The organism is Pseudomonas sp. A1230, from assembly GCF_044218825.1.
Taxonomy (GTDB): Bacteria; Pseudomonadota; Gammaproteobacteria; order Pseudomonadales; family Pseudomonadaceae; genus Aquipseudomonas; species Aquipseudomonas iridis.
In genome coordinates this window covers 4,330,088-4,356,636 of the sequence record NZ_CP162582.1, presented here as the reverse complement: position 1 = coordinate 4,356,636, position 26,549 = coordinate 4,330,088, and the positions used below count along the sequence as shown (strand labels likewise).

Genomic DNA, 26,549 nt, shown 5'->3' with positions numbered 1-26,549 from the left:
GTAATCACCGAACGTAGTGTTTGGTAAGGAATGAACCATGCGTCATCGTAAAAGTGGTCGTCACCTGAGCCGCACCAGCTCGCACCGCAAGGCCATGTTCCAAAACATGGCGGTGTCGCTGTTCGAGCACGAGCTGATCAAAACTACACTGCCGAAAGCTAAAGAACTGCGTCGCGTTGCTGAGCCGCTGATCACTTTGGCCAAGACAGACAGCCTGGCTAACCGCCGTTTGGTTTTCGACCGTACTCGTTCGAAAGCTATCGTTGGTAAGCTCTTCAACGACCTGGGCAAGCGTTACGCTACCCGTGAGGGTGGCTACCTGCGCATCCTCAAGTGCGGCTTCCGCACTGGCGACAACGCGCCTATGGCGTACGTCGAGTTGGTTGATCGTGCTACCGGCGGTGAAGCTGTATCCGCTGAGTAAGACGTCAGTCTGAAACGAAGAACCGGGCCTAGTGCCCGGTTTTTTGTGCCTGTAAGAAAATGATTGATTTGTACAAGCTTGCGGCTCCCCTCTTTTGTCATCATGTGCGGGAAATGATCATTAGTAATTTTCTATCGATGTCTGCAAGGCAATGAATTTGTAGGTGTCACGTTAATGATCAATACTTCCCACCAAGCCGATTAGCCGGCAGTTTGAAGACTGAAAGAGGAAGAAGACCGTATGAGCCAGATGAAAACGCTTACGACCGCCAGTGGCGCTCCAGTCGCTGATAACCAGAATTCTCGCTCTGCCGGCCCGCGCGGCCCGCTTCTGCTCGACGATTTTCACTTGATCGAGAAGCTCGCCCACTTCAACCGTGAAAACATTCCTGAGCGCCGCGTGCATGCCAAGGGCTCGGGTGCTTACGGTACGTTCACTGTTACTGGCGATATCACCCAGTACACCAGCGCCAAGCTGTTCGAGTCTGTGGGCAAGCAAACTCCGACCTTTCTGCGATTCTCTACTGTCGGCGGCGAGCGTGGATCGGCTGATACCGAGCGCGATCCTCGTGGTTTCGCTTTGAAGTTTTATACCGAAGAAGGCAACTGGGACATCGTTGGCAACAACACGCCAGTGTTCTTTATTCGTGATCCCCTGAAGTTTCCAGACTTCATCCACACTCAAAAGCGTATGCCACAAAGCAACCTGAAAAGTGCGCAAATGATGTGGGACTTCTGGTCGCATTCACCCGAAGCGCTGCACCAGGTCACGATTCTGTTCTCTGATCGCGGTATTCCCGACGGCTACCGTCACATGCATGGCTTCGGCAGCCACACGTACAGCCTGATCAGCGCGCAGGGCGAGCGTCACTGGGTGAAGTGGCACTACAAGACCAAGCAAGGGATCAAAAACCTCACGCCGGCAGATGCTGCGCGTTTGGCGGGCACCGATCCGGATTACGCCCAGCGTGACCTGTTCGAGGCGATCGAGCGCGGTGACTTCCCGAAATGGCGCGTGTGCATCCAGATCATGACCGAGGCTCAAGCTGCGGCGCATTTCGAGAACCCGTTCGATGTCACCAAGACCTGGTCGCAGAAAGAATTCCCGCTGATCGAAGTGGGCGAGCTGGAATTGAACCGCAATCCGCTGAATTACTTTGCCGAAGTCGAGCAAGCCGCATTCGGCCCAAGCAACATGGTTCCAGGCGTCGGTCTCTCGCCTGACCGCATGCTGCAAGGTCGTGTGTTCGCTTACGCTGATGCCCATCGCTACCGTGTCGGCACCAATCACCAGCAATTGCCGGTGAATGCTCCGCGCAGTCCGGTGAATACCTATCAGCGTGATGGCTCGATGGCTTTTGGCAGCAACGGTGGTGCGGCGCCCAACTACGAGCCGAACAGCCACATCGAGTCGCCAAAGCAAGCGCCGCATTATGCTGAACCTGCCCTGAGCTTGAGCGGTGCTGCTGATCGTTACGATCACCGCGAAGACACCGATTACTACAGCCACGCCGGTGCGCTGTTCCGCTTGATGAGTGACGAGCAAAAAGCTCTGTTGGTCAGCAACATTGCCGGGGCAATGAGCGGGGTTTCGCCTGACGTCGTAGACCGCCAGTTGCAGCACTTTTACAAAGCCGATCCGGCGTATGGAGAAGCAATCGCAAAGCTGCTCAACGTACAGCTTAACGAAGTCTAAACGATAAGCAGAACCGCCCTCATTTGGGCGGTTTTTGCGTTATTTAGGCCTCATTTCTCAGAATATCTTCGCTTTTATTGCGTAGAAAGGGTGACCTCCCGGTCCGGTTGGTTCAAACTACAGCCTTTCAAGCAGGGAGATGTAGGGCGATGCAAGGCCACCCAGACGTAATCGATTACCTCAACACGTTGCTGACCGGCGAACTGGCCGCGCGTGACCAATATTTCGTTCATTCGCGGATGTATGAGGACTGGGGGTTCACCAAGCTCTACGAGCGAATCAACCACGAGATGGAAGAAGAGGCTGGTCACGCCGATGCGTTGATGCGCCGGATTCTCATGCTTGAAGGCACACCGCGTATGCGTCCGGATGATCTGGATGTCGGCACCACGGTGCCGGAAATGCTCGAAGCGGATCTGCGCCTTGAGTACAAAGTGCGCGCTGCGCTGTGCAAAGGCATCGAGCTCTGCGAGCAACACAAAGACTACGTCAGTCGTGAGATCCTGCGGATTCAGCTGAACGACACCGAAGAAGATCACACCTACTGGCTGGAAAAGCAGTTGGGCCTGATCAAGCTCATCGGTCTCGAGAACTATCTGCAGTCGCATACTTCCTGATTGCAAAGATATAAAAAAGCCCCTGTCACTGATGAAGTGACAGGGGCTTTTTCATGCCCGGTGTTTAGGCCCGATCACGGATCAGCAACGGCTTGAGGTAGTAACCGGTGTGAGATTGCTTCATCTCGGCCACTTCCTCGGGTGTGCCGGTGGCAATGATCTGTCCACCCTTGGAACCGCCTTCAGGCCCGAGATCAACCAGCCAGTCAGCCGTCTTGATCACGTCCAGGTTGTGTTCGATCACCACCACGGTGTTGCCGTGATCGCGCAGGCGATGCAGCACATCGAGCAATTGCTGGATATCCGCGAAGTGCAGGCCTGTGGTCGGCTCATCGAGGATGTACAGGGTCTTGCCGGTGTCGCGTTTGGATAACTCGCGTGACAGCTTGACCCGCTGCGCTTCACCACCGGACAGCGTGGTCGCGGATTGCCCGAGCTTGATGTACGACAGCCCCACATCCATCAGCGTTTGCAGTTTGCGCGCCAGTGCCGGTACCGCATCGAAGAACACCCGTGCTTCCTCGATGGTCATCTCGAGGGTTTCGTGGATGTTCTTGCCCTTGTACTTGATCTCAAGGGTTTCGCGGTTGTAGCGCTTGCTCTTGCACACGTCGCACGGCACATAGATGTCAGGCAGGAAGTGCATTTCCACCTTGATCAGACCGTCGCCCTGGCACGCTTCGCAGCGACCGCCCTTGACGTTGAACGAGAAACGCCCAGGCCCGTAACCACGCGAGCGTGATTCCGGCACGCCGGCGAACAGTTCGCGGATTGGCGTGAACAGCCCGGTGTAAGTCGCCGGGTTGGAGCGCGGCGTACGGCCGATCGGGCTCTGGTCGATATCGACGACTTTGTCGAGATGTTCCAGGCCTTTGATGCTGTCGTGTGCTGCTGCTTCCAGCGTGGTCGCACCGTTGAGTGCCGTGGCGCTCAGCGGGAACAGCGTGTTGTTGATCAGCGTCGATTTGCCCGAACCGGACACACCGGTCACGCACGTCAGCAGGCCGATCGGGATTTCCAGATCGACATTGCGCAGATTGTTGCCGCGCGCGCCCTTGAGTGACAGGGTCAGCTTCTTGTTGCGTGGCGTGCGCTTGGCTGGCACTGCGATCTTCACCCGGCCCGAGAGATACTTGCCGGTGAGCGAGTCCGGGTGCGCCATGACTTCGGCGGGCGTACCTTCGGCGACGATATGGCCGCCATGCACGCCAGCGCCCGGCCCGATATCGACCACGTAATCGGCCAAACGGATGGCGTCTTCGTCGTGTTCGACCACGATCACCGTGTTGCCGATATCGCGCAGATGTTTGAGCGTACCGAGCAGTCGGTCGTTATCGCGCTGGTGCAGGCCGATCGACGGTTCGTCGAGGATGTACAACACGCCCACCAGGCCAGCACCGATCTGGCTGGCCAGACGAATCCGCTGGGCTTCACCGCCGGAAAGGGTGTCCGCGCTGCGGTCCAGCGAGAGGTAGTCCAGCCCGACGTTAACCAGGAACTGCAGACGCTCGCGGATTTCCTTGAGGATCTTGTCGGCAATTTCGCCACGACGACCGGTCAGCTTCAGCGTGCCGAAATACTCGCAGGCATCGCCGATTGGCAGGTTGGTCACCGCCGGCAGAGTCTTCTCGCCGACCCAGACGTGCCGCGCCTCGCGACGCAGACGTGTGCCTCGGCAATCCGGGCAGGACTGGGTACTGAGGAACTTGGCCAGCTCTTCACGCACGCTCGCCGATTCGGTCTCGCGGTAACGTCGCTCCAGGTTCGGCACGATGCCTTCGAACGGGTGCGAACGTTTGACGATATCGCCACGGTCATTGAGGTATTTGAAGTCGACGTTCTGCGAGCCGCTGCCGTGCAGGATGGACTTCTGCTGATCGGCCGGCAGTTCGTTGAATGGCTTCTCCAGACTGAAACCATAGTGCGAGGCCAGCGAGCCGAGCATCTGGAAGTAATAGACGTTACGCCTGTCCCAGCCGCGGATCGCGCCTTCGGCCAGCGTCAGTTCGCCGTTGACCAGTCGCTTGATGTCAAAGAATTGCTTAACGCCCAGACCATCGCAGGTCGGGCAGGCGCCGGCCGGGTTGTTGAAGGAGAACAGCTTGGGCTCGAGTTCGCTGATCGCATGGCCGCAGATCGGGCAGGCAAAGCGTGCCGAGAAGATCATCTCTTCGCCCGGTTCGTCGTCCATCGGCGCCACGAGGGCAATACCGTCCGCCAGTTTCAGTGCGGTCTCGAAAGACTCGGCCAGACGTTGCTGCAGATCGGCGCGAACCTTGAAGCGGTCGACGATTACATCGATCGAGTGCTTCTTCTGTTTATCCAGTTTCGGCAGCTCGTCGAGCTCGCAGATCCGGCCATTGACCCGGGCGCGGACGAAACCTTGCGCACGAAGTTCTTCAAAAACCGACAGGTGCTCGCCTTTGCGTTCGCGAATCACCGGTGCCAGCAGCATCAGTTTGCTGCCTTCCGGTTGCGCCAGTACCAGGTCGACCATTTGGCTGACGGTCTGCGCTTCCAGGGGAATATCGTGATCCGGGCAGCGCGGCGTACCGACGCGCGCATAGAGCAGGCGCAGGTAGTCGTAGATTTCGGTGATGGTGCCGACCGTGGAGCGCGGGTTGTGGGAGGTCGACTTCTGTTCGATGGAGATTGCCGGCGACAGGCCTTCAATGGTGTCGACGTCAGGTTTTTCCATCATCGACAGGAACTGCCGGGCGTAGGCCGACAGGGATTCGACATAGCGGCGCTGACCTTCGGCGTACAGGGTGTCGAAGGCCAGGGAAGACTTGCCGGATCCGGACAGGCCGGTGATGACGATCAGTTTGTCCCGTGGCAGGGTCAGGTCGATGTTCTTCAGGTTGTGGGTACGGGCCCCACGTATCAGGATCTTGTCCAAAGTGGCCTCGCTCGGCGGGCGTCGAAAACGTAGGAGTATACGGGCAAATACTGGATGGATGCACACTATCAAACCAAGCGTTTTTTGCCTTGCATGAAGAGAGTTTCATCTATGCGTGGCAAAGCGTCGCGATATACCCCGTCTTTCGATGGGACTGGTAGAATCGCCGCCGGTTCACACGAGGTTTTTCCATGCACGATCCCCACAGCGAACGCATGAGTGGCAGCGAGACCCGCGCAGCGAGCGGTCTGGCCCTGGTGTTCGCCTTCCGTATGCTTGGCATGTTCATGGTGTTGCCGGTGCTGGCGACCTACGGCATGGATCTGGCAGGAGCGACCCCGGCCCTGATTGGGTTGGCTATCGGCGCTTACGGCCTGACACAGGCGATTTTCCAGATTCCGTTCGGGTTTATTTCCGACCGCATCGGCCGCCGGCCAGTGATTTATCTGGGGCTGATCGTTTTCGCCCTCGGCAGTGTGCTGGCCTCTCAGGCCGACTCGATCTGGGGCGTGATCGCCGGGCGGATCCTGCAAGGCGCCGGGGCGATTTCCGCTGCGGTCATGGCGTTACTGTCTGACCTGACCCGTGAACAACACCGCACCAAAGCGATGGCAATGATCGGCATGACCATTGGCCTGTCATTCGCCGTGGCCATGGTGGTCGGGCCGCTACTGACCAGTGCCTTCGGCTTGTCTGGATTGTTTCTCGCCACTGGCGCAATGGCGCTGGTCGGAATCGTGATCGTCATGTTCATGGTGCCCAAGTCCACCGGGCCATTGCAGCATCGGGAGTCGGGCGTGGCGCGGCAGGCGTTGCTGCCGACGCTCAAGCATCCGGATCTGTTGCGCCTGGATCTGGGCATCTTTGTGTTACATGCCATGTTGATGTCGAGCTTCGTCGCGCTGCCCCTGGCACTGGTGGAAAAAGCCGGTTTGCCCAAGGAGCAGCACTGGTGGGTCTATCTGACGGCACTGCTGATTTCGTTCTTCGCCATGATCCCGTTCATCATCTATGGCGAGAAGAAACGCAAAATGAAACGAGTTTTGCTCGGCGCCGTCATGACGCTGATGCTGACTGAGCTATTCTTCTGGCAGTTCGGTGACAGCTTGCGGGCTCTGGTGATTGGCACGGTGGTGTTTTTCACCGCGTTCAATCTGCTGGAGGCTTCATTGCCGTCGCTGATCAGCAAGGTTTCACCGGCGGGCGGGAAGGGCACGGCCATGGGCGTGTATTCCACCAGCCAGTTCCTCGGTTCGGCTCTCGGCGGGATACTCGGCGGCTGGTTGTTTCAGCATGGCGGTCTGTCGGTTGTGTTCCTTGGATGTGCCGGGCTGGCTGCCATATGGCTGGCCTTTGCTGTTACCATGCGCGAACCTCCCTACGTGACGAGCCTGCGCTTGCCGTTGTCGCCCGAGGCGATCCGCGAAGCGGGTCTGGTCGAGCGCCTCAAGGCCCTCGTAGGGGTAACCGATGCAGTGATAGTTGCTGATGAAGCGGCTGTTTACATCAAACTGGACAAAGAATTAGTGGATCGCGACACCCTCGAACGCCTGGTGAACAACCCGGCCGGGGCTGCTTGCGAAGCCTAGGAGAACGTTATGGCCCGTGGGGTTAACAAAGTCATATTGGTCGGCACTTGCGGCCAGGATCCCGAAGTTCGCTACCTGCCTAACGGTAACGCCGTGACCAACCTGAGTCTGGCAACCAGCGAACAGTGGACCGACAAGCAAACCGGTCAGAAGGTCGAGAAGACCGAATGGCACCGTGTTTCGATGTTTGGCAAGGTTGCAGAAATCGCTGGCGAATACCTGCGTAAAGGCTCGCAGGTTTACATCGAAGGCAAGCTGCAGACCCGTGAGTGGGAAAAAGACGGTATCAAGCGTTACACCACCGAAATCGTGGTCGACATGCAAGGCACCATGCAACTGCTTGGCGGCCGTCCACAACAGGGCGAGCAACAAGGCGGCGGCAACAACTATCAGCAGTCCGCTCCAGCGCCACGTCAGCAGGCTCCACGCCCGCAGCAGTCGGCTCCGCAACAGCGTTCGGCCCCGGCTCCACAGCAAGCCGCGCCGCAACCGGCTCCGGATTTCGACAGCTTTGATGACGATATTCCGTTCTGATTCGTGTCCTGAATCGCTCCGGATTTAGTCTCAGAACCCCCGCATTGCGGGGGTTTTGTCGTTTTGGCAGGGCTGAAAGTGGCGGGCGCTCCATGAGATGACTGAACAGTCCCGGCGATTGCGGCAGTAAAGTTTTGTACTGAGCCTTGAAGGCGGGGCCAAGCCGATCCATGATCCGTCCCGGCGACTGGCGATCCAGTCGATTTTCTGCAAGAACAGGTCCCCCGGTGTAGGGGCTGTTCCATAACAACAAGAGAAACCCATGAGCAGTAGCAAGAACAAGGAAATCGAGTACCTGCGCGGCGTGGCGATCCTGATGACGGTTTTGGCTCACATCACTCTGATGTTGCCGTTCCATGCGGGGTTCTTTGGGAATTTGCTGAATGTGTACTCACCCTGGTCAGGGGTGGATCTGTTTTTCTGTATTTCCGGTTACGTGGTCAGCAAGGCCTATCTCGATTACTTCGACAAGAATCGCGAACAGAACCGGTTCGGCGTCGCCGCTACTTCTTTCTGGATCCGTCGCGCTTATCGTCTGCTGCCCACCGCGTGGCTATGGGTGCTGATACCGCTGGCGTTCTCGATCTTCTTCAACCAGTCGAATGCATTCCAGTCGTGGTTCGAGAACCTGCGCAGCTTTACCGCAGTCGCTACATTCTCGGGCAATCTGGCGAACCAGTATGGCGTGCTGCTGGGGCCGAATTCGGCGTACTGGAGCCTGGCGCTGGAAGAGCAGTTCTACTTTATCTTCCCGCTGTTCCTGTTGCTGATCACCTCTACGCGCTGGCGGGTAATCGCCTTGATCGCGCTGATTGCCGTGCAGTTTCCTCTGGATCGCAATGGCTTTGGCGCGCCACCCGCCCCGATGCTTTTCTCGTTCCGGCTGGACGCGATGATGTGGGGCATTCTGTTGTGCCTGTTCACGCGCACGTCCTTGTACAAGCAAATCGAGCCTGTGGCACTGGGTGATAGCGTGTTCAAACGACTGGGCATCACGCTGTTTCTGTTTTACATGCTCGGCGCCATTGCCGGCCAGATGATCTCGATGCCGATCGCTGTCGGGCTGATTGCGCTGAATGCATTGATCCTGGTCTGGCTCTCCAGTTATCAAAAAGGCTACATCTACTGTCCGGCGATTTTGAGCGGGTTCGGACAATGGCTGGGGTCGCGCTCCTATGCGTTGTACGTCATCCACATGTTCGCCTACCACTTGAGCACTGAAATCTGGAGCCGCGTGGCCAGCGAGCGGGGCGTGGTGCTGGGCCCAGAGTTCACGGTGGAAATGGTGCTCACCGCATTGGCGGTCATGGCCGTGTGCAGTGAGTTGAACTACCGCTTCGTCGAGACGCCACTGCGCCGTCGGGGGGCGGAAATCTCGCGCCGCAGAATGGCCGGCATCGGCACCCACGAGGCTCTCAAAGAAAAGCCTCTGGCGGATACGCCGGCTCGCTCTACCGAGCTTTCATAACCGCCAGAAACAAAAAACCCGTAGCGCTTCCACGCTACGGGTTTTTTGTTGCTGAAAATTTGCGCTTTTAGCGGCTCAGTCCAGGATCAGGTGCGGCAAGAACCGGCTCGAATCCTTGGTAATCAGACTGTTGTCCTCACGCACACCAATCCCCGCCGCTTGATCACCAATTACCCAAGAGCCGATCAGCGTGTAGCTGTCGTCAAACTTCGGCAATGGCGCAAACTCCTGCAGGATGAACGGCGCATCGGTGTAAGGCCCGTCTTCTTTGACGATCAGACCGTCCGCGGTTTGCAGCTCGATGTTGGCGCCTTCCCGGGAAAAGTACGGTTTGCGCACCCAGCCCCTGGGTACGGCGCTGGCCGGATTCGGATCGAGATGCGCCGCGAGCAGATTCGGATGGCCCTTGTGCAACTCCCACAGCAACGGCAGCGCGCCTTTGTTTGACAGGATCGCTTTCCACGCAGGCTCGAAAAACTGCGTATCGCACGCGGCAATCGCCGCGCCGAACGGCTCGTGGAAGATGAACTCCCAGGCGTGCAACTTGAACAGGTGCGGGATCCAGCGATCCTGCAGGTCGACGAAACGGCCGTCGGCACTGAGGCCAATGTCCTCGATGTCGATGTGCCGTGATTCGATGCCGACTTTTTCCGCGATCAGGCGCAGGTAGTCCGTGGTGCCCTTGTCTTCAACCGAGTCTTTCATCGAGGCGAAGTAGAACGGCCGCTTGAGCTGTAACTCGGCGAAGGCTTGGTGCAGTTTGGTGTCGATGCTGTTGAACTGGTCGGCCTGGCTCGGCAGCGTGCCGCGCTCGATGCATTGCTCCAGCCAGCCCCACTGGAACGCCGCTGCTTCGTAGAGGCTGGTTGGCGTGTCGTAGTTGAGCTCCAGCAGTTTTGCCGGACCGTTTCCACTGTAGGAAAAGTCCATGCGTCCGTACAGATGCGGATGACCTTCCAGCCAGGACGTGCGGATCATGTCGTAGTACGCAGGCGGGATGCTCAGTCGATCAAGCAACTCTTCGCTACGCACTACGCGGTCGACCAGGTCCATGCACATCTCGTGCAGTTCGGTGGTCGGGTCTTCCAGATCATTTTCGATCTGCGCGAGCGTGAACTGGTAGTACGCGCTTTCGTCCCAGTAGGGTTCGTCGTCGATGGTGTGGAACATGAAGCCGAGGCTCTCGGCTGTCGGTTTCCAGTCGGGGCGCTCGGCGCAGTGGATCTTTTTCATGGTCAGCTGCTCGAACGACCGGAACTGCTACCCCAGCCACCCCAACCGCTGCGCGCGCTGGACTGGCTGCCGAAGCCGCCACGGGAAGTCGAAGAGGCGACGTTCACCGGTTTGCTTCTGGTGCTCTCGTAGTCCGGTTGGCTGCGCGGTGCCGATTCGATTTTGCGGTACTGCGTCGAAGTGTTGTAGGTCTGGCGTGTATCGCGGTCGCGGTAAACCGTGCGGTTGGAATTGTTGCTCATCGCATTGCCGATCAGCCATCCGGTCAACATGCCATTGCCGCCGCCTCCACCACCGGAGTAGTGCGAAGTGCTCTGGGTCGCGTTGCTGGATGTTGTGTCACCCGCCGGCATCTGCGCGTCGGCGATGGCATCGAGATTTTGCGCGGCTTCACCGGGCTGCGGCACTTTGAAGCCACCGAGTTTCGGCACGAAGCGGCCATCGGAATTTTTCTGACACCAGTCGGCGGCAAAATCCGCATCGCATTTGGCTTTGTCGTCATACGCCGGAGCGATGCGTCGGTGCTCGGTCAGGGCCGCAACGTAAGCATTCGAGCAAACATCAGCGGCGACTTCGGCATCGACGCACTGTTCCACGCTCTGGAAGTTGCGGGGCTGATCGACTGCCGCCGCTTCGCCAGAGATGGCCATGGCCACCGACGCTGCGAGGGACAACTGAACGTATTTACTTCGTTTCATCTAAGGCTTCCTGCCGATCAGTTGGACGGCGTCATGCACGCAGCGTTGAGCATGCCGACGCTAATCGCTACGGCGGCGACGTAGATGCCAGCGGCCATTTCACCGTTGGCGATGCGCTGCGAAGTACCTTTGAGCACCAGGGTCGTGCCAAGGAACGCCAGCAGTTGCACCACTGCGGCGATCACCGCCCAAACCACGAAGTCGACAACGTTGACCGAAAAGGCAATCACGTTGCTGGCGGGAATGGCGAAACCGATGATTGCACCGGCCAGCGCGACGGCAGCGGCGGCGTTGCCGGAACGAATCAGCTCGAACTCTTTGTGCGGAGTGACGCGGGTGTAGACGAATTGAAACAGCATGAACAGCAGCACGGCGCCGATCAGGTAGACGATGAAACCGGTCAACGCGGTCTTGTTAAGGGATACGGCCAGCACTTCCAGCATGGAAAACTTCCTTATTTAAATGGTGCTCAGGTCAGTCGTGTACAACGAGATGCCCAGCGAGGTGCTCAGACTGACGGTGCCTTCTTCATCCTGTTCGACGGAGAACAGCAACAGTTCGCGGCGATCGGTCAGGCCGGTCTCGCGTGCGTAGAGCATCGAGTGATGGTTGATGGTGTAGCTTTCGTCCACATTGACCACGTGTTCGGTCATCGGCACCAGTTCGGTCTGGCCCTGTTCGGTGCCCCACTCGCGGGTGTATTCGACACCTTCGTGGGTGTAGGTCGGCAGGCCGATCAGGCTGTTGGGGCCGGCCAGGCGCTGCAGTTCGGCATCGCTGTTGACGGTCACGTACGTGAGGTAGTTGAACAGCGTGACCGATTCGATCTGGTCATTGCCGGTGACGTGGATCTGCACCCAGAAATCCTCGTCGTTCATGTAATAGCGGTGCAGTTTGTTGGACTGGCCGAGATCGACCCAGCCTGCGCTCCAGACCGCCTGATCGAAGGGCACACGCACCGAAGTCGAACCGTCGAGCAGCAACGAAAGGGTCGAATCGAACCTGACACCCTTGCCTTGCGCCATGCCGAGTGGGCCGCCGGCAACGGTTTGCGTTGGCGCAGCGGTCTGCCAGTTGCTGGTGCCCAGCAAATCTTTAAACCATCCCATGGGTACGTTCCTTGAAGCGGGTGGAGGTGTTCGTTGGCAAAAAAACGTCGCTAGTGTACCGGGCTGCGTGGTGAACGAGCAGAAGGATTTGAAGCCGGTAAACCATGTGGGAGCGAGCCTGCTCGCGAATGGTGCGTGTCAGTCAACATGGATGTCGACGGGTACACCGCTTTCGCGAGCAGGCTCGCTCCCACAGGTTTGGCGCAGTTTTTACTGAGCGGATTTCTGCTTCAGGCGCTCGAGAATCGCATTGGCGCTGCCCTCGTTCGGCGTGATACCGGCGTCGCGCAGTTTGCGGTCCAGATCGTTGCCGGTCGCGGCATCAGCCAGTTCGTCCGCAGCGCTCAGTTCGGCAGCACGCTGCTGCTGTTTGGCTTGCAGGCGGTTCAAGGTGCCGACTGCGGTTTCCAGTTTGCCGTTGGCACCGCCGCTGGCGATGGACGCGCTGACCTGGGCTTTCTGCACGCTGTCACGGGCCTTGGCCATGTCCACTTGCTGGCGCAGGCTTTTGATCCGCGATTCGGCCTTGTTGATGTCTTTGCGCATGTTGGCGGCGTAGGTGCCGAACTCGTCGCTTTGTTTCTTCTCGACATCCAGGTCGTTGGTCAGGGTCGAAATCGCTTCGGCCACTTCCAGTGCCAGGTCTTCACGGCCGGCGTTCAGGGCCGAGACAGCCTTGGCTTCCAGATCCTTGATCTTGGCGTCGTACTCGCTCACGCGGTCAGCAGCCAGTTTGTGTTTGGCCATGATGGTGACCAGTTCACGGCGGGCGTTCGACAGCGCGGTATCGGCGTCGCGGATTTCCTGATCGAGGATGCGCAAGGCCTGTTGGTCGACGATGCTTTCGCCGACTTCACTGGCGCCGCCGCGCAGTGCGGTGAACAACTTGCTCCAGATGGACTGAGTCATTGGATATTCCCTGTTGATTACTTGAAGAAGTGTTCGAAGGCTTCGCTCGCGCGCTGCACGTTGTCGACCAAGGTTTTCACCTCGGTGACCACGTTGGTCAGGCTCGAGTCGGCGCTCAGTGCGCCAAACATGTTGTAAACGGTCTGGCCGTTAGGCATCGACTCGATACCGATCGACGACAGCGGAAACATTTCCCGGCTGCGCAATACGGCGTCGTTGAAGGCATGGACGTCAGTGATCGAATCGATGTCCACCAGCACGGTGTCGACGATGATCTGCTGACCGGCCAGGGCGATGTGAATCGGCAGGCCGCCGAAATCGTTCATTTCCAGCTTGATGCTGGGCTCGGAGCTCTGGATCAGAGACAGCGTGATCTCTTGCGAAGCCACCTCGTCCAGTGCCTTGAGGGCGTTGAAGAGGCTATCGATGTTCCAGTTGTTGCCTGCGCTCATGTAATTCTCCGACATGAATGAGCCAGCCAGAATCGGTTGGCGTAGCTGTTGCTCCATCTGCTTGAGCAAGCTTCGGTTTTCGGGAAGCACCCAAGTTTCGTGTTTCACATAACCGGCGGCAGCCAGGCCCGCGCGCATCTGCTTCATGTAGAAACTCGACGGTTTTTTTGCGGACGGTCTCGAGCGCTCTCCCTTTGGGCTTTCTGATGCAATAGTGGAGGAGCGGCTTTTCATGGCAGTGACTCGGTTATGAATGTCTCACGCGTGAGCCACACTACAACCAATTCAAAATGCCATCAATGACTCACGCGTGAGATTTTCATGACAAGCGAAAAAAGGCCCGCAGCGAGGCGGGCCTTGGTGATTAGAAAGTATCGAGCGGCAGGGTTTTAACGATTGGCGGCGAGGAATTCGTCGGTCGACACCACACTGGCGTAAGCAAAACCCAGCGCCGACATGAACGCGGCGTGGACGTGCGCCGCCGGTACGGTAAGACCGTTGAACTCCAGATCACGGCTGGCGCAGGCGTCGTGGATCACCGTGACGCTGTAACCCATATCAGCCGCAGCACGGGTGATGCCGTCGACGCACATGTGACTCATGCTGCCGACCACCACCAATTCCTTGATGCCTTTTTCTTCCAGAATCGATTGCAGTTCGGTTTCGCGGAACGAGTTGACGAAATGCTTGAGCACCACGGGTTCATCGGCGCGGTTGAGTACTTTCGGATGCAGCTTCGCGCCGTCGGAACCTGGCGTAAAAAACGGGGCCTCGGGTGAGGTGAATTCGTGGCGGATATGGATCACCGAGTCCCCCGCATCACGGAATGCGGCGATCAGTTGGACGGCGTTGTCGGCAGCGGCGTCGGCACCGACCAGCGGCCACTTGCCTTGGGGGAAGTAGTCGTTCTGGATATCGACTACGATGAGCGCTTGCTTGGCCATGGGTGTGTCCTTGAGGTATTGGCTGAAAGTGGCTTCAGTATTGGCGCTGGCCGGTGATTCGAGGATTGGCCCCACCGACAATAGACAGGGGAAAACTGACAATGGGCGCAGAAAGGGCCGCCGTGGCTGAATTGGGCGTGCTGATTTATCCCGGCGCGCAGATGGCGGCGGTGCATGGTTTGACTGATCTGTTCGCGGTGGCCAACCGGATCGCTGGCGAGCATCAGGCTGCGCAATTGCCGCTGTTGCGCGTCAGTCACTGGCAGGTCGAAGGTGATCAGCCACCAGCGCGGGTTTACGACAGTCTTCCCGGCACCGAAAGCCATTTGCTGGCGGTGCTGATACCGCCCTCGATCGGCGGATTTTCTGCGTCACAAATGCCTGTCGCTCTGGCACCGTGGCTGCGCGAGCAACACGCCCGTGGTGCGACGCTCGGCGGGGTTTGCGTAGGCTCTCTGATGCTCGCCGAAAGCGGTCTGCTCGACGGCCGCAGCGCTACCACCCATTGGACCTCGACCAAGGCATTCGCCGAGCGTTATCCGAAGATCAAACTCAAGGCCGACACACCGATTGTCGATGACGGCGACCTGATCACCACGGCCGGTTTGATGGCGTGGTCGGAGTTGGGGTTGCGGCTTGTCGATCGTCTGCTCGGGCCGGGTATCGCCACCGCCACGGCGCGGTTTCTGGTGGTGGAACACAGCGACAGCGCTAGCGAGTGCGGAAGTAATTTCGCGCCGATCCTCAGTCATGGCGATGCAGCGATTCTCAAGGTGCAGCACTGGTTGCAAGGCACCGGCGCGACGGATGTTTCGCTGGCCGCGATGGCCGAGCGGGCAGGGCTGGAGGAGCGCACGTTTCTACGTCGGTTTCGTGCGGCGACCGGGTTGAAGCCGACCGAGTATTGCCAGCACCTGCGGGTGGGCAAGGCGCGGGAGTTGCTCGAGTTCACCAATGACACGATCGACCATATTGCGTGGACGGTGGGCTATCAGGATCCGGGGGCATTTCGCGCGATTTTCAAGAAGATCACCGGGCTGGCGCCGAGTGAATATCGGGGGCGGTTTGGTTTAGCTGGTTGATCAGAGACTGTCGTAATCTCTGTGGGGGCGGGCTTGCTGGCGATTCGGTCTTACAGTTGGGCAAGTCGGTGGCTGACCCACCGCTATCGCTGGCAAGCCAGCTCCCACAGGGTTATCTGTGAAGCGTTGGATCGTGCAATTTGCCGGGGATTAGTGAGTCGTCGTGCAGATTGAAACAGGCGCGGTGCCATTACGCTTTCGCCAAGCGGTTGATTCACCAGCGCTTTCCACCGGGTTACCGTTGGCCTGATCTCTGCACCTTTCCTGTCTACATTCATTAGCCTGCATGAAGGGGGACGCATGACCCCGACACCCCGCAAGAAAATCGTGGTTGCCCACTCCGTTCGCGCCGAAGCGCCGCAGCACGAGGTGGAAACCAACAAGGCCCTGGCGCGCTGGCTGGCGCAGATTCTCGGTTTAAAATTCGGCGGCGCTTATGACCCCGCGAAACATCGCGGCAGTGACCTGTATCTGTTGCCGACGCAAACCCTTGTTGGCGCCGCCAGCGCCCAGGCACTTGGGGTGAAAGGTCCCGATGACTTGTGGGGCGGCTATGTCGAATACGACTTCATCTGTACCAAAGCCATCAGCCATGGCCTGCGCAGTCATCTGGCCCGCGCGCCGCAAGGCTGGTCGCCGCTGTTCTCTGAACGCGTGCGCAGCGTGGTGCTTGATGGTCTCAGCGTGTTCGCCTTCGAAGATGCGCGGCCTGCCGCCGAGCATTTGTTGTACAGCGGGCCGATCCGTCTGAAGCCAATTCACGCTTGCGCCGGTCGCGGTCAGGAAGTCATCAAAAGCCTCGACGCCTTCGACGAAATTCTCGCCCGACCTGAAGCACACGAGCTGTTCAGCGAAGGCGTAGTGCTGGAGCAAGACCTGAGCGAGGTCATCACTCACAGCGTCGGCCAGTCATTCATTGGCGACAGCGTGCTGAGTTACTGCGGTGATCAATACTTGACCAAAGATGCTCATGGCGAAGACGTCTACGGCGGCTCGAATCTGCTGGTGGTGCAGGGCGGCTATGAGGATTTGCTGGCGCTGGAATTGCCCGATGACGTGCGTTTGGCCATCGAGCAGGCGCAAGTGTTCGACAGCGCCGCCGATGAGGCCTATCCGCGTTTCTACGCCTCGCGCCGCAACTACGACATCGCCCAAGGGTTGGACAGCAGCGGTAAAACCCGCAGCGGCGTACTGGAACAATCCTGGCGCATGGGCGGCGCCAGCAGCGCAGAAGTGGCGGCATTGCAAAGTTTCGTCAACGACCCTGCAATGCGCGCAATCCGGGTATCTTCAGTGGAAACCTATATCGATCAGCCGCTGCCGGCGGACGCCATCGAGGTGTATCGCGGCCCGGCTGAGAACAGCGAATTTCTCCTCAAATACGTAATGGTCAAATCTTATGACGGCTAGAAGCGAAAGCATTCAAATCGACATTGATGATGAACAAATGAGCGGGACGTTTCTCAGTCCTAAATCGAAGGTGCCGGGGGTGTTGTTTGTCCACGGTTGGGGCGGCAGCCAGGAGCGTGATCTTGAACGGGCGAAAGGGATCGCCGGCCTCGGCTGCGTGTGTCTGACCTTCGACTTGCGCGGCCACACTGGCGGCAGCGGAATTTCGCTGAGTCGGGTTACCCGCGAAGATAATCTGCGCGATCTGCTGGCGGCGTACGACCGCTTGCTCTCCCACCCGGCGCTCGACACATCGGCCATCGCCGTGGTGGGCACCAGTTACGGCGGCTACCTCGCGTCGATCCTTACCTCATTGCGCCCGGTGCGCTGGCTGGCGCTGCGGGTGCCGGCGCTGTACCGCGATGAGCAATGGCACACGCCGAAACGCGATCTGGACAAGGCTGACCTGCGCGATTATCGCGGCGCACTGGTTCGCGCCGACAACAACCGTGCACTGCATGCGTGTTCGCAATTCACCGGAGATGTATTGCTGGTGGAATCGGAAACCGACGATTTCGTGCCGCACGCGACGATCATGAGTTACCGCGCTGCGTGTCAGCAGACGCATTCGCTGACGCACCGGATCATTGATGGCGCGGATCATGCGTTGAGCGAGCCGGTTTCTCAGCAGGCATACACGTCGATTCTGGTGGACTGGATTACCGAGATGGTCGTAGGCGAGCGGTTGAGCATTATTCAGTCTGCATAGACTGTGGTGTTCTTTCCGGCGCCATCGCTGGCAAGCCAGCTCCCACAGGGGGCGCATTTCAAATGTGGGAGCAAGCCTGCTCGCGAAGAGGCCGGCATCTGCAAAACAGGTTCAGTACGGTGTTTTCTCGATCCGCAGCGACTTGGCCTTCGCCTCCACAACCAGGTACATCACCAGCGTAATCAGCAGCGGCAACAGGAAGTAAATCGCTCGATACGCCAGCAACCCCGCCACCAGGCTGCCTCGCGAGGCCTCGTGTTGCAGCAGCGCCACGAACACAGCTTCCAGCACCCCGAGCCCCGCCGGAATGTGCGTGATGACCCCGGCAATCGCACTGATCAATAGCACGCCAAGCACTAGCGGATAATCCAGTTTGCTCGGCAGCAGTGTGAAGATCACTGCTGCCATCAACGACCAGTTCAGCGCGCCGAGCAGCAGTTGCAGCACTGCCATTCGCAGCGATGGCAAGTTGATTTCCACCCCGCGAATCGACCACTCGCGGCGCTTTGAGAACTGGCACGCCGCGAGATACCCGGCACTGATCAACAGCAACAGCACGCCGATACCCTGCAACGCCGTGCTGCTGATTTTCCAGCCCGGCGGCATGCTCACCAGTCCGCTGCTGAACACCACGCCGGCAATGGTCATGTAGCCGAACCAATTGGTCGCCAGGCTCAGGCCGAGAATCTTGGCGATGTTGCCTTTGCTCACGCCGAGCCGTGAATACAGGCGATAACGCATGGCGATCCCGCCAACCCAGGCGCTGAGGTTGAGGTTGAACGCGTAGCTGATGATGCCCACCGGCAGAATCTGTTTCCAGGTCAGGTCCTGGCGAATGTAAGTGCGGCCGATCAGGTCGAAGCTGGCGTAGGTCAGAAAACTCACGAGGGTGATGCCGGCCGCGATGATCAGCGTGCGCACCTTGAAGTCGGCAAGGGTTTGCAGCACCTCGGCCCATTCGATGCGTGCGGCGAACATCGTCAATAGCACGATCAGCGCGAGAAAGAACACCACCGTCAGCGGACGTTTCCATTTGCTCCAGCGCGAGTGGGTTGCTGGCGCCGAATGGCTGGCGGATGGCGCGTCGGAATGGCTCATGAGCGATCACCTCGAAATGGCTTGAGCCGGGGTTTGTGCGCGGGCAACCAGCCGGCCATGGCCGGAAAGTGCCGCAGGAAGTGGAATACCAGAAAGCCCACGGTCATGTGCCAGATGCGTCCGCGCGGCGACTTGGCGGCATCCATGGCTTTGCAGTGGTTTTGGCTGAGGTCTTCGAGACGCTCGAACAGCATCTGATTGAACGCGCGGTCGCGGATCAATACGTTGGCTTCCAGGTTCAGCGACAGGCTCAGCGGGTCGAGATTGCTCGAGCCGACGGTGCTCCATTCTTCGTCTACGAGCGCGACTTTGCCGTGCAGCGGGCGCTGGCAATATTCGTGAATTTGCACGCCGGCCCTGAGCAGATAGTCATAGGTCATCCGCGCCGCGAGTTTGGCCACCAGCATGTCTGGCTGGCCCTGAAGAATCAGCCGGACATCGACCCCGCGCCGCGCAGCATTACGTATCTCGCGCAGCAAGCGATAGCCGGGGAAAAAGTAGGCGTTTGCGATTACCACGCGATGTTTGGCGCGGCGCAGCACCTGCATGTACACATCTTCGATATCGGTGCTGTGCTGGTCGTTATCGCGGAACACCAGGCGCACCTGGCCGTCGTGATCGGTGAAAGCCATCTCTGCACGGCGCTGGCGGCGACGTTGCCACCAAAACCTGGCCCGGCCCGGGCGACCGCTTTGCAGCAGGGCAAAGTGATGGATGTCGGCCACCGCCGGCCCCTGCACTTGCACCGAGTAATCCTGCTTGGCTTCAGGGCCGAAATCGGCGAGGTGATCACCGGAAAAATTGATCCCGCCGATGAACGCAACTAAACCGTCGACTACAACGATTTTGCGGTGCAAGCGGCGGAACCAGTTGGTGCGAACTCCGAGGTGTTTGGGGGCCGGGTCGAAGATTTGCAGATGCACGCCGGCATCGCTGAGGGCCGAGAGGTAACCGGTGGTTAACTCGCCGCAACCGAAGCCATCGAGGCTGACAGTGGTGCGCACACCGCGCTTGGCGGCGTCGATCAGAATCTCCTGCAATTCGGCGCCGACCTTGTCTTCAAAGACGATGAAGGTCTCCAGCAGGATTTCACTCTTCGCCGCCCGCATTGCGGCAAACACGCGGGGGAAATATTCCTCGCCGTTTTCCAGCAATTCCACGCGGTTGCCGCCCTGCCAGTGGTACTCGACATCGACTTGACCCGGCTGGCGCACAGGCGGGTTGATGCTTATCGGTTCCACAGCGGATTTTTCCATCGGTGCGCTGCTCATAGTTCGATCTCCACCGATAACGGGGCGTGGTCGGAAAGGTGTGACCAAGGCCGGTTCGCCAGCACTTTTGGCTGGCTGGCCTTGAGGTTGCGTACATAGATGCGGTCGAGGCGCAGCGTCGGCAAACGTGCTGGAAAACTGCGCGCCGGTTTGCCGTGATGCTCGGCGAACACTTCACGCAGACCGCAGGGTTTGAGCAGCGCATCAGCTCGCTGGCGCCAGTCGTTGAAGTCGCCGGCGACAATCACCGAAGCATCGTCCGGCAGTTCTGCAAGGCGTTGCATCAGCAAGCCCAGTTGCTCGTTGCGATGGCTCTCGCGCAGGCCCAGATGCACGCAGATCGCATGCACCTCTTTGCCGTCGCCGGGCAGGCGCAGCACGCAATGCAGCAGGCCACGGTTTTCGTGACCGCTGATGGAAACGTCGAGATTGTCGTGGCGGATGATCTGGAATTTCGACAGCAGCGCATTGCCATGATCGCCCTCCGGATACACCGCGTTGCGCCCGTAGGCGAACTGCGGCCAGAGGCTGTCGGCGAGGAATTCGTATTGCGGCATCGCCGGCCAGTTGTCGTAGCGCTGATGATGGTGCTCGTGGGTGCCGTGCACCTCCTGCAGAAACACCACGTCGGCGGCGACGCTGCGCACCGCTTCGCGCAGTTCCGGCAGGATGAAACGCCGGTTGAGCGCGGTGAAGCCCTTGTGGGTGTTGACCGTCAGCACGGTGAAGCTGCGCACGGATGACTCGACCTCGGCCCCTTCGTCGGTGAAACCGACCGGCTCTGAAACACTCATGCCAGCACTCCTTCGCCAGCGGGCTCACCGGGCGTGGTGGCCAAGTCGTGGTCGAGGTCGAAACGCTGCAGCAAGTTGCGCGCATCGTAGGGCGCGCGGACTTTGATGTCGTTGTCGAAATAGCAGAACACTTCACGTGATTTGCGCACTCGAGGTTTCAGGCGCGGGGCGATCAGATGGGCATCTGTCGGTTGTTTTCCGTGATGCCAGGCTTCGATCCGATCCGCCCAACGCTTGAGCGCCGGTGCGCTGTAACCGCTGGCGTAGAGTTCTTCGGCACCGTGCAGGCGCAGGTAGACGAAGTCACTGGTCACGTCTTCGCGATACGGCCATTTACCGCCGGTGTCGGCAATTACCAGTGCGATGTTGTGGCGTTTCAACAGGCGCACGAAGTCGACATCGATGAAGCTGTCATGACGAATTTCGACAGCATGGCGCAACGGTTTTTTGCGCCAGGCTTTCATGCTGGCGTGGCCATGCAGGTGCGAGTCGTGCTGACGGGCGAGGGCGGCGGCAGCTTCGGTGTCGTGGGGTAATAGGGCGAGAAAATGCTCGAAACGTTCGGCGTCGAATCTGAAGTTCGGTGGGAACTGCCAAAGGATCGGCCCCAGCTTTTCCTTGAGCTCCAGCACACCTGACGCGAAGAAATTCGCCAATGGCTTTTCTATCTCGCGCAAGCGGCGGATATGGGTGATGAAACGCGGCGCCTTCACACTGAAGACGAAGTCGTCGGGCGTTTCGGCGTACCACTGGGCATAGCGTTCGGGTCGTTGCAGGGCGTAGAACGATCCATTGATCTCTATGCTGTTGACCGCTCGCGAGGCGAACTGCAATTCGCGCTTCTGCGCCAGTCCATCGGGGTAGAAATCCCCGCGCCACGGGGCGTAGCGCCAGCCTGAAATACCGATGTGAATCGTTGCCATGCCGCCCTCCCGTTGAAAGTCCTCGTACAGCCTCTGTCTGTTCATGACTGCTGGCTGTTCGGGAAAGTTTCGGCGGTGTTACGGACGGTGCATTTGTGTAAATGCCATTAATTACCTGCGGGAGCAGAGATCAAAAGCCTCCCCCTCACCCCAACCCTCTCCCCCCAGAGGGGGCGAGGGGGAAAGGGAGCTGATCGGGGAATGTTCCAAAGCTGAGTTCGACTGAAGACTCGCAAGTCGGCGTACCTCCAGCATTCAACTCGGTCATTTCCCTCTCTTTCGGGAGAGGGCCAGGGTGAGGGGGCTCTTGAACTTGCCAGCCAATTGCCGATCAGTTCCTTACAGGTTCAGCCAACGGGAGATCGGAGTTTTGATGAAGTTCAGGATCGCCATTCTGCTGGGAGCATTGTTGTTTCTCGGTGCCAGCGAGCTCGAAGCCGCGACACTGCCGGGGTTGCCGGCCGCCACTGAAGAGCCGGCCAAGCCCGAACCGATTGTGCAGGGCGGGTTGCTCGGTGCCATCAGTACGAGCATCGACGACGTACAAGAAAAACTCGACCTCAACGAAGATCTGGTGGATGCCTGGCGCCTGCGCGCCGACCGTGCCGCGAATGAGGTCGACAAACTGGTCAATCACCCCTCGAACCGCTCTGGCTGGAGCGTCGCCGGGGACTTCCTGACGCTGTCCGGGGTGTGGCTCGGCACATTCGCCCTGTTGACCGTGCTCGGCAGCCTGTTGGCTAAACGTCTGCGCGAAGGACGCTGGTTTCGCACGCACCCGCGCTGCCAGGATCTGCTCGGCTATCTGTTGCCCTACACGTTGCCGGCGCTGATCTGCCTGCCGTTGACGCTGTACGTCAGCCATTTCCTGCAAGCGTCGGCAGGACGTGCCCTGGCGCTGTGTTTTGCTTATGCGACCAGCAGCGGCATCTTTTCCACGTCAATACTGTTGTGCGTGGTGGTGATGTTCAATGTCGGGCACAAACGCCCGGCGGCAAAAATCATCCGCGATTACTGTCCGCGACCCCTGTTCCTGATCGGCTTTCTCGCTGCGCTCAGCGATGCGTTGACCAGCCCGCAAATCGCACGGCAATTGGGCGGCAACATCACCAGCAGTATTGCAGTGTTCACCGGATTGATCGCTTCGATCATCTTCGGTTTATTGGTGATTCGCCTGCGCCGCCCGGTGGCGCATCTGATCCGCAACCGTTCGCTGAGCCAGCGTCTGAAACAGCCTTCGTTGCAGGAGTCGCTGCGGATTTTTTCCGGGTTGTGGTATTGGCCGATTGTGCTGATGGTGCTGGTGTCGGCGGTCAATCTGATCGGCATCGGCGAGGACAATCAAAAGGCCCTGCGTTGCGCGTTGTTCACCACGGTGCTGCTGATCGGGACGGTGTTTTTGAGCACCATCCTGCAGCACCTGTTCAAGTCGCGAAAGGCCGAGACGATCAAGCGCAGCAGTGCTTACAAAGAACGTTTCCTGAGCCTTTTGCATGCGTTGCTGCGGATCGTCATCGCCATTGCCTTCATCGATATCCTCGGGCGGATCTGGGGCGTGTCGCTACTTGATTTCGCGCAGAGCAGCACGGTCGGCCGGGCGATCAGCAATGCCTTGAGCAGCATTGGCCTGATCTTCCTGGTGACGTGGCTGCTGTGGGTGGTGCTCGACACGGCGATTCAAGAAGCGCTGAAACCGCCGGTCAGCAAGCGCGGGGCGCGCCAGCCCAGTACCCGGGTAAAAACCATCCTGCCGCTTTTGCGCAATGCGATCAAAATCATCCTCGTGGTGATTTGCGCGATCACGACCATGGCCAATCTGGGCATCAACGTTGCGCCACTGCTGGCCGGTGCCGGGGTGGTCGGTCTGGCCATCGGTTTCGGCTCGCAGCAGTTGGTGCAGGACGTGATCACCGGGTTGTTTATCATCATCGAAGATACCCTGTCGATCGGCGACTGGGTGGTGCTCGACTCCGGGCATGCCGGCACGGTTGAAGGGCTGACGATCCGCACGTTGCGCCTGCGCGACGGCAAGGGTTTTGTGCACTCGGTGCCGTTCGGGCAAATCAAGGCTGTGACCAATCAATCGCGGCAGTTTGCGTTCGCGTTCTTTTCGGTGCAGTTCACCTATGACACGGATGTCGAAAAGGCCATCGAGTTAATTCGCGAGACCGGCGATTCGATTCGCGAAGACCCTTTCCTCAAATACAACCTGCAAGGGCCACTGGATGTGTTTGGCGTGGACAAGATGGATCTCAACGGTGTGGTGCTCACGGCGCAATTCCGCACGGTGTCCGGCGGGCAATATGCGGTGAGCAGGGCGTTCAATCAACGTTTGAAGAAGCTTGTGGATAACAGCCCGTCGGTGCACTTCGCGCAGACTTATCCACAGCAGGTTGTATTGCCGCAGCGGCAAGGAGAGTTAGTGCAGGAGACGCCACCGGAGCAGTCGCCGGTAGTTTTGCCACACCCGTCTCGCAGCTGACCGCAGGATTTCACTAGGGCTGCTGGCCTCATCGCTGGCAAGCCAGCTCCCACAGGATTTGGAGACACCGCGAAACCTGTGGGGCTGGTTTGCCAGCGATAGGGCCAGTCGCGTTGGGATAAATCCCGGGGATCTACACTTTACGGGTGACGGTTGCGCACTAAACCCGCAAAATGCAACGATTCCGGCAATTATCGACGACGGTGCCGCTGGCATCGTCGCCAAAGCCATCGTTCCAATCAGACTGGGCCTGCTGACTTTATGCGAATGCGCCTTATGTTACTGGGCGGCGGAAATGCCCTTGGGCAGGCGCTGATTCGCCTCGGTGCGGAAGAAGACATCGGCTTCCTCGCCCCCCGCCCGCCAGAAGACGGCTGGGATGCCGCGAGCCTGACGCAACTGCTTGACGACACTCGTCCGGATGCGTTGATCAACCTCGCCTACTATTTCGACTGGTTTCAGGCCGAAACGGTCAGCGAAAGCCGCATGGCCGGGCAGGAACGCGCTATCGAGCGTCTGGCCGAACTGTGCCAGCACCACAATATCGTCCTCGTGCAACCGTCCAGTTATCGGGTGTTCGACGGCTCGCGTGCCACCGCGTACAGCGAAAAAGACGAACCGGTGCCGCTGGGCCTGCGCGGTCAGGCGTTGTGGCGGATCGAGCAAAGCGTTCGCGCCACCTGCCCGCAGCATGTGTTGCTGCGTTTCGGCTGGCTGCTCGATGACAGCGCGCAAGGCACGCTCGGGCGTTTCCTCGCCCGCGCCGAACTGCCGGAAGAGTTGCTCATGGCCGATGATCGCCGAGGCAATCCGACTCCGGTCGACGATGCCGCACGGGTGATCATCTCGGTGCTCAAGCAACTCGATTGCGCGGCGCCGCTTTGGGGCACTTATCACTACGCCGGGCATGAGGCGACCACACCGCTGGCGCTGGGTCAGGCGATTCTGACCGAGGCCCGCAGCCTCCACGCGCTGGCCATCGAAGCGCCGACCGCCCAGGCTCACGCCGCACGGCCGGACGCTGCCGAGGAACCGCAACACGCGGTGCTCGCCTGCAAGAAAATTCTGCACACCTTCGGGATCAAGCCGCGCGCCTGGCGTGCCGCGCTCCCGGGCTTACTGGATAGGTTTTATCGCCATGGCTGAAGGCACTGTTTTAATCACCGGCGGCGCGGGGTTCATTGGCTCGCACCTGACTGACGCATTGCTCGCCAAGGGGCATTCGGTGCGGATACTGGATGACCTGTCGACCGGCAAACGCAGCAACCTGCCGCTGGACAATCCTCGGGTGGAACTGATTGTTGGCGATGTCGCCGATGCGGCGTTGGTTGCCCAGGCGATGCAGGGCTGCAGCGCGGTCGCGCATTTGGCGGCGGTGGCCTCGGTGCAGGCGTCGGTGGATGATCCGGTGAAGACTCACCAGAGCAATTTCATCGGCACCTTGAATGTCTGCGAAGCCATGCGCCTGGCCGGGGTCAAGCGGGTGTTATACGCCTCCAGCGCAGCGGTGTACGGCAACAACGGTGAGGGCGAGTCTATTGATGAAGACACGCCAAAAGCCCCGTTGACGCCCTACGCGTCGGACAAACTGGCCGGCGAGCACTACTTCGATTTCTACCGCCGCCAGCATGGTCTTGAGCCAGCGATTTTCCGCTTCTTCAATATCTTCGGCCCACGCCAGGATCCATCCTCGCCGTACTCGGGGGTCATCAGCATCTTCAGCGAACGCGCGCAGAACGGCTTGCCGATCACCGTGTTCGGCGATGGCGAGCAGACGCGCGACTTCCTCTATGTCGAGGATCTGGTCGACATTCTGGTGCAGGCAATCGAAAAGCCTGTTGTCGAAATCGGCGCGGTGAACGTCGGCTGGAATCAGGCGATGAGCCTCAAGCAGATGCTTGAAGCGCTGCAAGCGGTAGTGGGCGAGTTGCCTCCCGTCAGCTACGGCCCGGCGCGCTCGGGCGACATCCGTCATTCGCGGGCGAACAATCGGCGGTTGCTCGAGCGATTCAAACTGCCGCCGCAGACGCCGATGAATGTTGGTTTGGCACGGTTGTTGGGGCGCGCCTGAAAAGCCCCTCACCCTAACCCTCTCCCTAATGGAGAGGGCTGGGGTGATGGGGCTGGATCTAGCTAACTCCACAAATCTCCCAGGCATGAAAAAGGCGCC

Annotated in this window: 24 protein-coding genes; 12 read left to right on the top strand and 12 right to left on the bottom strand. The window is 59.2% G+C overall.

Annotated features, from left to right (window positions below; genetic code table 11):
- Window positions 1–37: 37 nt before the first annotated feature.
- From rplQ to bfr, 3 genes are all read left to right on the top strand, one after another.
- Window positions 38–424 (top strand): 50S ribosomal protein L17, encoded by a 387-nt coding sequence (rplQ, locus tag AB4P97_RS20405; RefSeq protein ID WP_042561338.1) that lies wholly within the window; start codon window positions 38–40, stop codon window positions 422–424.
- A gap of 240 nt (window positions 425–664) precedes the next feature.
- Window positions 665–2,119: a catalase gene (locus AB4P97_RS20400; RefSeq protein ID WP_042561337.1), complete on the top strand. Its 1,455-nt coding sequence runs from the start codon at window positions 665–667 to the stop codon at window positions 2,117–2,119.
- Window positions 2,120–2,268: 149 nt separating this feature from the next.
- The gene (bfr, locus tag AB4P97_RS20395) at window positions 2,269–2,736 is read left to right on the top strand and encodes a bacterioferritin (protein WP_047303712.1); all 468 of its coding nucleotides are present in this window, start codon (window positions 2,269–2,271) and stop codon (window positions 2,734–2,736) included.
- Window positions 2,737–2,800: 64 nt separating this feature from the next.
- On the opposite strand, the gene uvrA is transcribed toward bfr, so the two are convergent.
- On the bottom strand, window positions 2,801–5,635 hold the full coding sequence (uvrA, locus tag AB4P97_RS20390) for an excinuclease ABC subunit UvrA (RefSeq protein WP_042561335.1): 2,835 nt from the start codon (window positions 5,633–5,635) through the stop codon (window positions 2,801–2,803).
- Window positions 5,636–5,826: 191 nt separating this feature from the next.
- On the opposite strand from uvrA, the gene AB4P97_RS20385 reads away from it, so the two are divergent.
- The 3 genes from AB4P97_RS20385 to AB4P97_RS20375 all read left to right on the top strand — a co-directional run bounded on the left by AB4P97_RS20385 (window position 5,827) and on the right by AB4P97_RS20375 (window position 9,226).
- Window positions 5,827–7,224, top strand: coding sequence for an MFS transporter (locus AB4P97_RS20385; RefSeq protein ID WP_042561334.1), 1,398 nt, complete (start codon window positions 5,827–5,829; stop codon window positions 7,222–7,224).
- Between the two features lie 9 nt (window positions 7,225–7,233).
- Window positions 7,234–7,758: a single-stranded DNA-binding protein gene (locus AB4P97_RS20380; RefSeq protein WP_042561333.1), complete on the top strand. Its 525-nt coding sequence runs from the start codon at window positions 7,234–7,236 to the stop codon at window positions 7,756–7,758.
- 262 nt (window positions 7,759–8,020) lie between these two features.
- On the top strand, window positions 8,021–9,226 hold the full coding sequence (locus AB4P97_RS20375; protein ID WP_395601547.1) for an acyltransferase family protein: 1,206 nt from the start codon (window positions 8,021–8,023) through the stop codon (window positions 9,224–9,226).
- Window positions 9,227–9,301: 75 nt separating this feature from the next.
- Here AB4P97_RS20375 and AB4P97_RS20370 read toward each other — a convergent pair whose 3' ends face one another.
- From AB4P97_RS20370 to AB4P97_RS20340, 7 genes are all read right to left on the bottom strand, one after another.
- Window positions 9,302–10,459 (bottom strand): glutathionylspermidine synthase family protein, encoded by a 1,158-nt coding sequence (locus AB4P97_RS20370; protein ID WP_395601546.1) that lies wholly within the window; start codon window positions 10,457–10,459, stop codon window positions 9,302–9,304.
- Between the two features lie 2 nt (window positions 10,460–10,461).
- A complete protein-coding gene (locus AB4P97_RS20365) occupies window positions 10,462–11,157 on the bottom strand; it encodes a DUF1190 domain-containing protein (protein ID WP_042561325.1) in 696 nt (231 codons plus the stop codon).
- 17 nt (window positions 11,158–11,174) lie between these two features.
- Window positions 11,175–11,600 carry a DUF350 domain-containing protein gene (locus tag AB4P97_RS20360; protein ID WP_042561324.1) on the bottom strand — a complete coding sequence of 142 codons (426 nt, stop codon included), beginning with the start codon at window positions 11,598–11,600 and terminating at the stop codon, window positions 11,175–11,177.
- A 15-nt stretch (window positions 11,601–11,615) separates the two neighbouring features.
- Window positions 11,616–12,266: a DUF2491 family protein gene (locus AB4P97_RS20355; protein WP_395601545.1), complete on the bottom strand. Its 651-nt coding sequence runs from the start codon at window positions 12,264–12,266 to the stop codon at window positions 11,616–11,618.
- A 210-nt stretch (window positions 12,267–12,476) separates the two neighbouring features.
- Window positions 12,477–13,175: a PspA/IM30 family protein gene (locus AB4P97_RS20350; protein ID WP_042561322.1), complete on the bottom strand. Its 699-nt coding sequence runs from the start codon at window positions 13,173–13,175 to the stop codon at window positions 12,477–12,479.
- Between the two features lie 17 nt (window positions 13,176–13,192).
- The gene (locus tag AB4P97_RS20345; protein WP_224787147.1) at window positions 13,193–13,774 is read right to left on the bottom strand and encodes a YjfI family protein; all 582 of its coding nucleotides are present in this window, start codon (window positions 13,772–13,774) and stop codon (window positions 13,193–13,195) included.
- Window positions 13,775–14,016: 242 nt separating this feature from the next.
- Complete coding sequence (locus tag AB4P97_RS20340; protein ID WP_042561320.1) at window positions 14,017–14,571, bottom strand: cysteine hydrolase family protein; 555 nt, start codon at window positions 14,569–14,571, stop codon at window positions 14,017–14,019.
- Between the two features lie 101 nt (window positions 14,572–14,672).
- On the opposite strand from AB4P97_RS20340, the gene AB4P97_RS20335 reads away from it, so the two are divergent.
- The 3 genes from AB4P97_RS20335 to AB4P97_RS20325 all read left to right on the top strand — a co-directional run bounded on the left by AB4P97_RS20335 (window position 14,673) and on the right by AB4P97_RS20325 (window position 17,811).
- Window positions 14,673–15,653, top strand: coding sequence for a GlxA family transcriptional regulator (locus AB4P97_RS20335; protein WP_395601544.1), 981 nt, complete (start codon window positions 14,673–14,675; stop codon window positions 15,651–15,653).
- Window positions 15,654–15,953: 300 nt separating this feature from the next.
- Window positions 15,954–17,063, top strand: a complete 1,110-nt coding sequence (locus tag AB4P97_RS20330; protein WP_273877722.1) for a DUF3182 family protein — start codon at window positions 15,954–15,956, stop codon at window positions 17,061–17,063.
- The gene (locus AB4P97_RS20325; RefSeq protein WP_395601543.1) at window positions 17,053–17,811 is read left to right on the top strand and encodes an alpha/beta hydrolase family protein; all 759 of its coding nucleotides are present in this window, start codon (window positions 17,053–17,055) and stop codon (window positions 17,809–17,811) included. Before AB4P97_RS20330 ends, AB4P97_RS20325 begins: the two co-directional genes overlap by 11 nt.
- A gap of 111 nt (window positions 17,812–17,922) precedes the next feature.
- Here AB4P97_RS20325 and AB4P97_RS20320 read toward each other — a convergent pair whose 3' ends face one another.
- Genes AB4P97_RS20320 through AB4P97_RS20305 form a run of 4 tightly spaced genes read right to left on the bottom strand, consistent with a single transcriptional unit; the run spans window position 17,923 to window position 21,897 of the window.
- On the bottom strand, window positions 17,923–18,909 hold the full coding sequence (locus AB4P97_RS20320) for a lysylphosphatidylglycerol synthase domain-containing protein (protein WP_395601542.1): 987 nt from the start codon (window positions 18,907–18,909) through the stop codon (window positions 17,923–17,925).
- Window positions 18,906–20,180 carry a cardiolipin synthase ClsB gene (gene clsB, locus AB4P97_RS20315; protein ID WP_042561315.1) on the bottom strand — a complete coding sequence of 425 codons (1,275 nt, stop codon included), beginning with the start codon at window positions 20,178–20,180 and terminating at the stop codon, window positions 18,906–18,908. Before clsB ends, AB4P97_RS20320 begins: the two co-directional genes overlap by 4 nt.
- Window positions 20,177–20,974 (bottom strand): endonuclease/exonuclease/phosphatase family protein, encoded by a 798-nt coding sequence (locus tag AB4P97_RS20310; RefSeq protein ID WP_042561314.1) that lies wholly within the window; start codon window positions 20,972–20,974, stop codon window positions 20,177–20,179. Before AB4P97_RS20310 ends, clsB begins: the two co-directional genes overlap by 4 nt.
- On the bottom strand, window positions 20,971–21,897 hold the full coding sequence (locus AB4P97_RS20305; protein WP_042561313.1) for a DUF72 domain-containing protein: 927 nt from the start codon (window positions 21,895–21,897) through the stop codon (window positions 20,971–20,973). The genes AB4P97_RS20310 and AB4P97_RS20305 overlap by 4 nt, the downstream gene beginning before the upstream one ends.
- 370 nt (window positions 21,898–22,267) lie before the next feature.
- Between AB4P97_RS20305 and AB4P97_RS20300 the strand changes: the two genes are divergently transcribed.
- From AB4P97_RS20300 to AB4P97_RS20290, 3 genes are all read left to right on the top strand, one after another.
- On the top strand, window positions 22,268–24,379 hold the full coding sequence (locus AB4P97_RS20300) for a mechanosensitive ion channel family protein (RefSeq protein WP_395601541.1): 2,112 nt from the start codon (window positions 22,268–22,270) through the stop codon (window positions 24,377–24,379).
- 261 nt (window positions 24,380–24,640) lie between these two features.
- On the top strand, window positions 24,641–25,525 hold the full coding sequence (locus AB4P97_RS20295; protein ID WP_042561311.1) for a sugar nucleotide-binding protein: 885 nt from the start codon (window positions 24,641–24,643) through the stop codon (window positions 25,523–25,525).
- Window positions 25,518–26,450, top strand: coding sequence for an NAD-dependent epimerase/dehydratase family protein (locus tag AB4P97_RS20290; protein ID WP_200613307.1), 933 nt, complete (start codon window positions 25,518–25,520; stop codon window positions 26,448–26,450). The genes AB4P97_RS20295 and AB4P97_RS20290 overlap by 8 nt, the downstream gene beginning before the upstream one ends.
- Window positions 26,451–26,549: the final 99 nt, after the last annotated feature.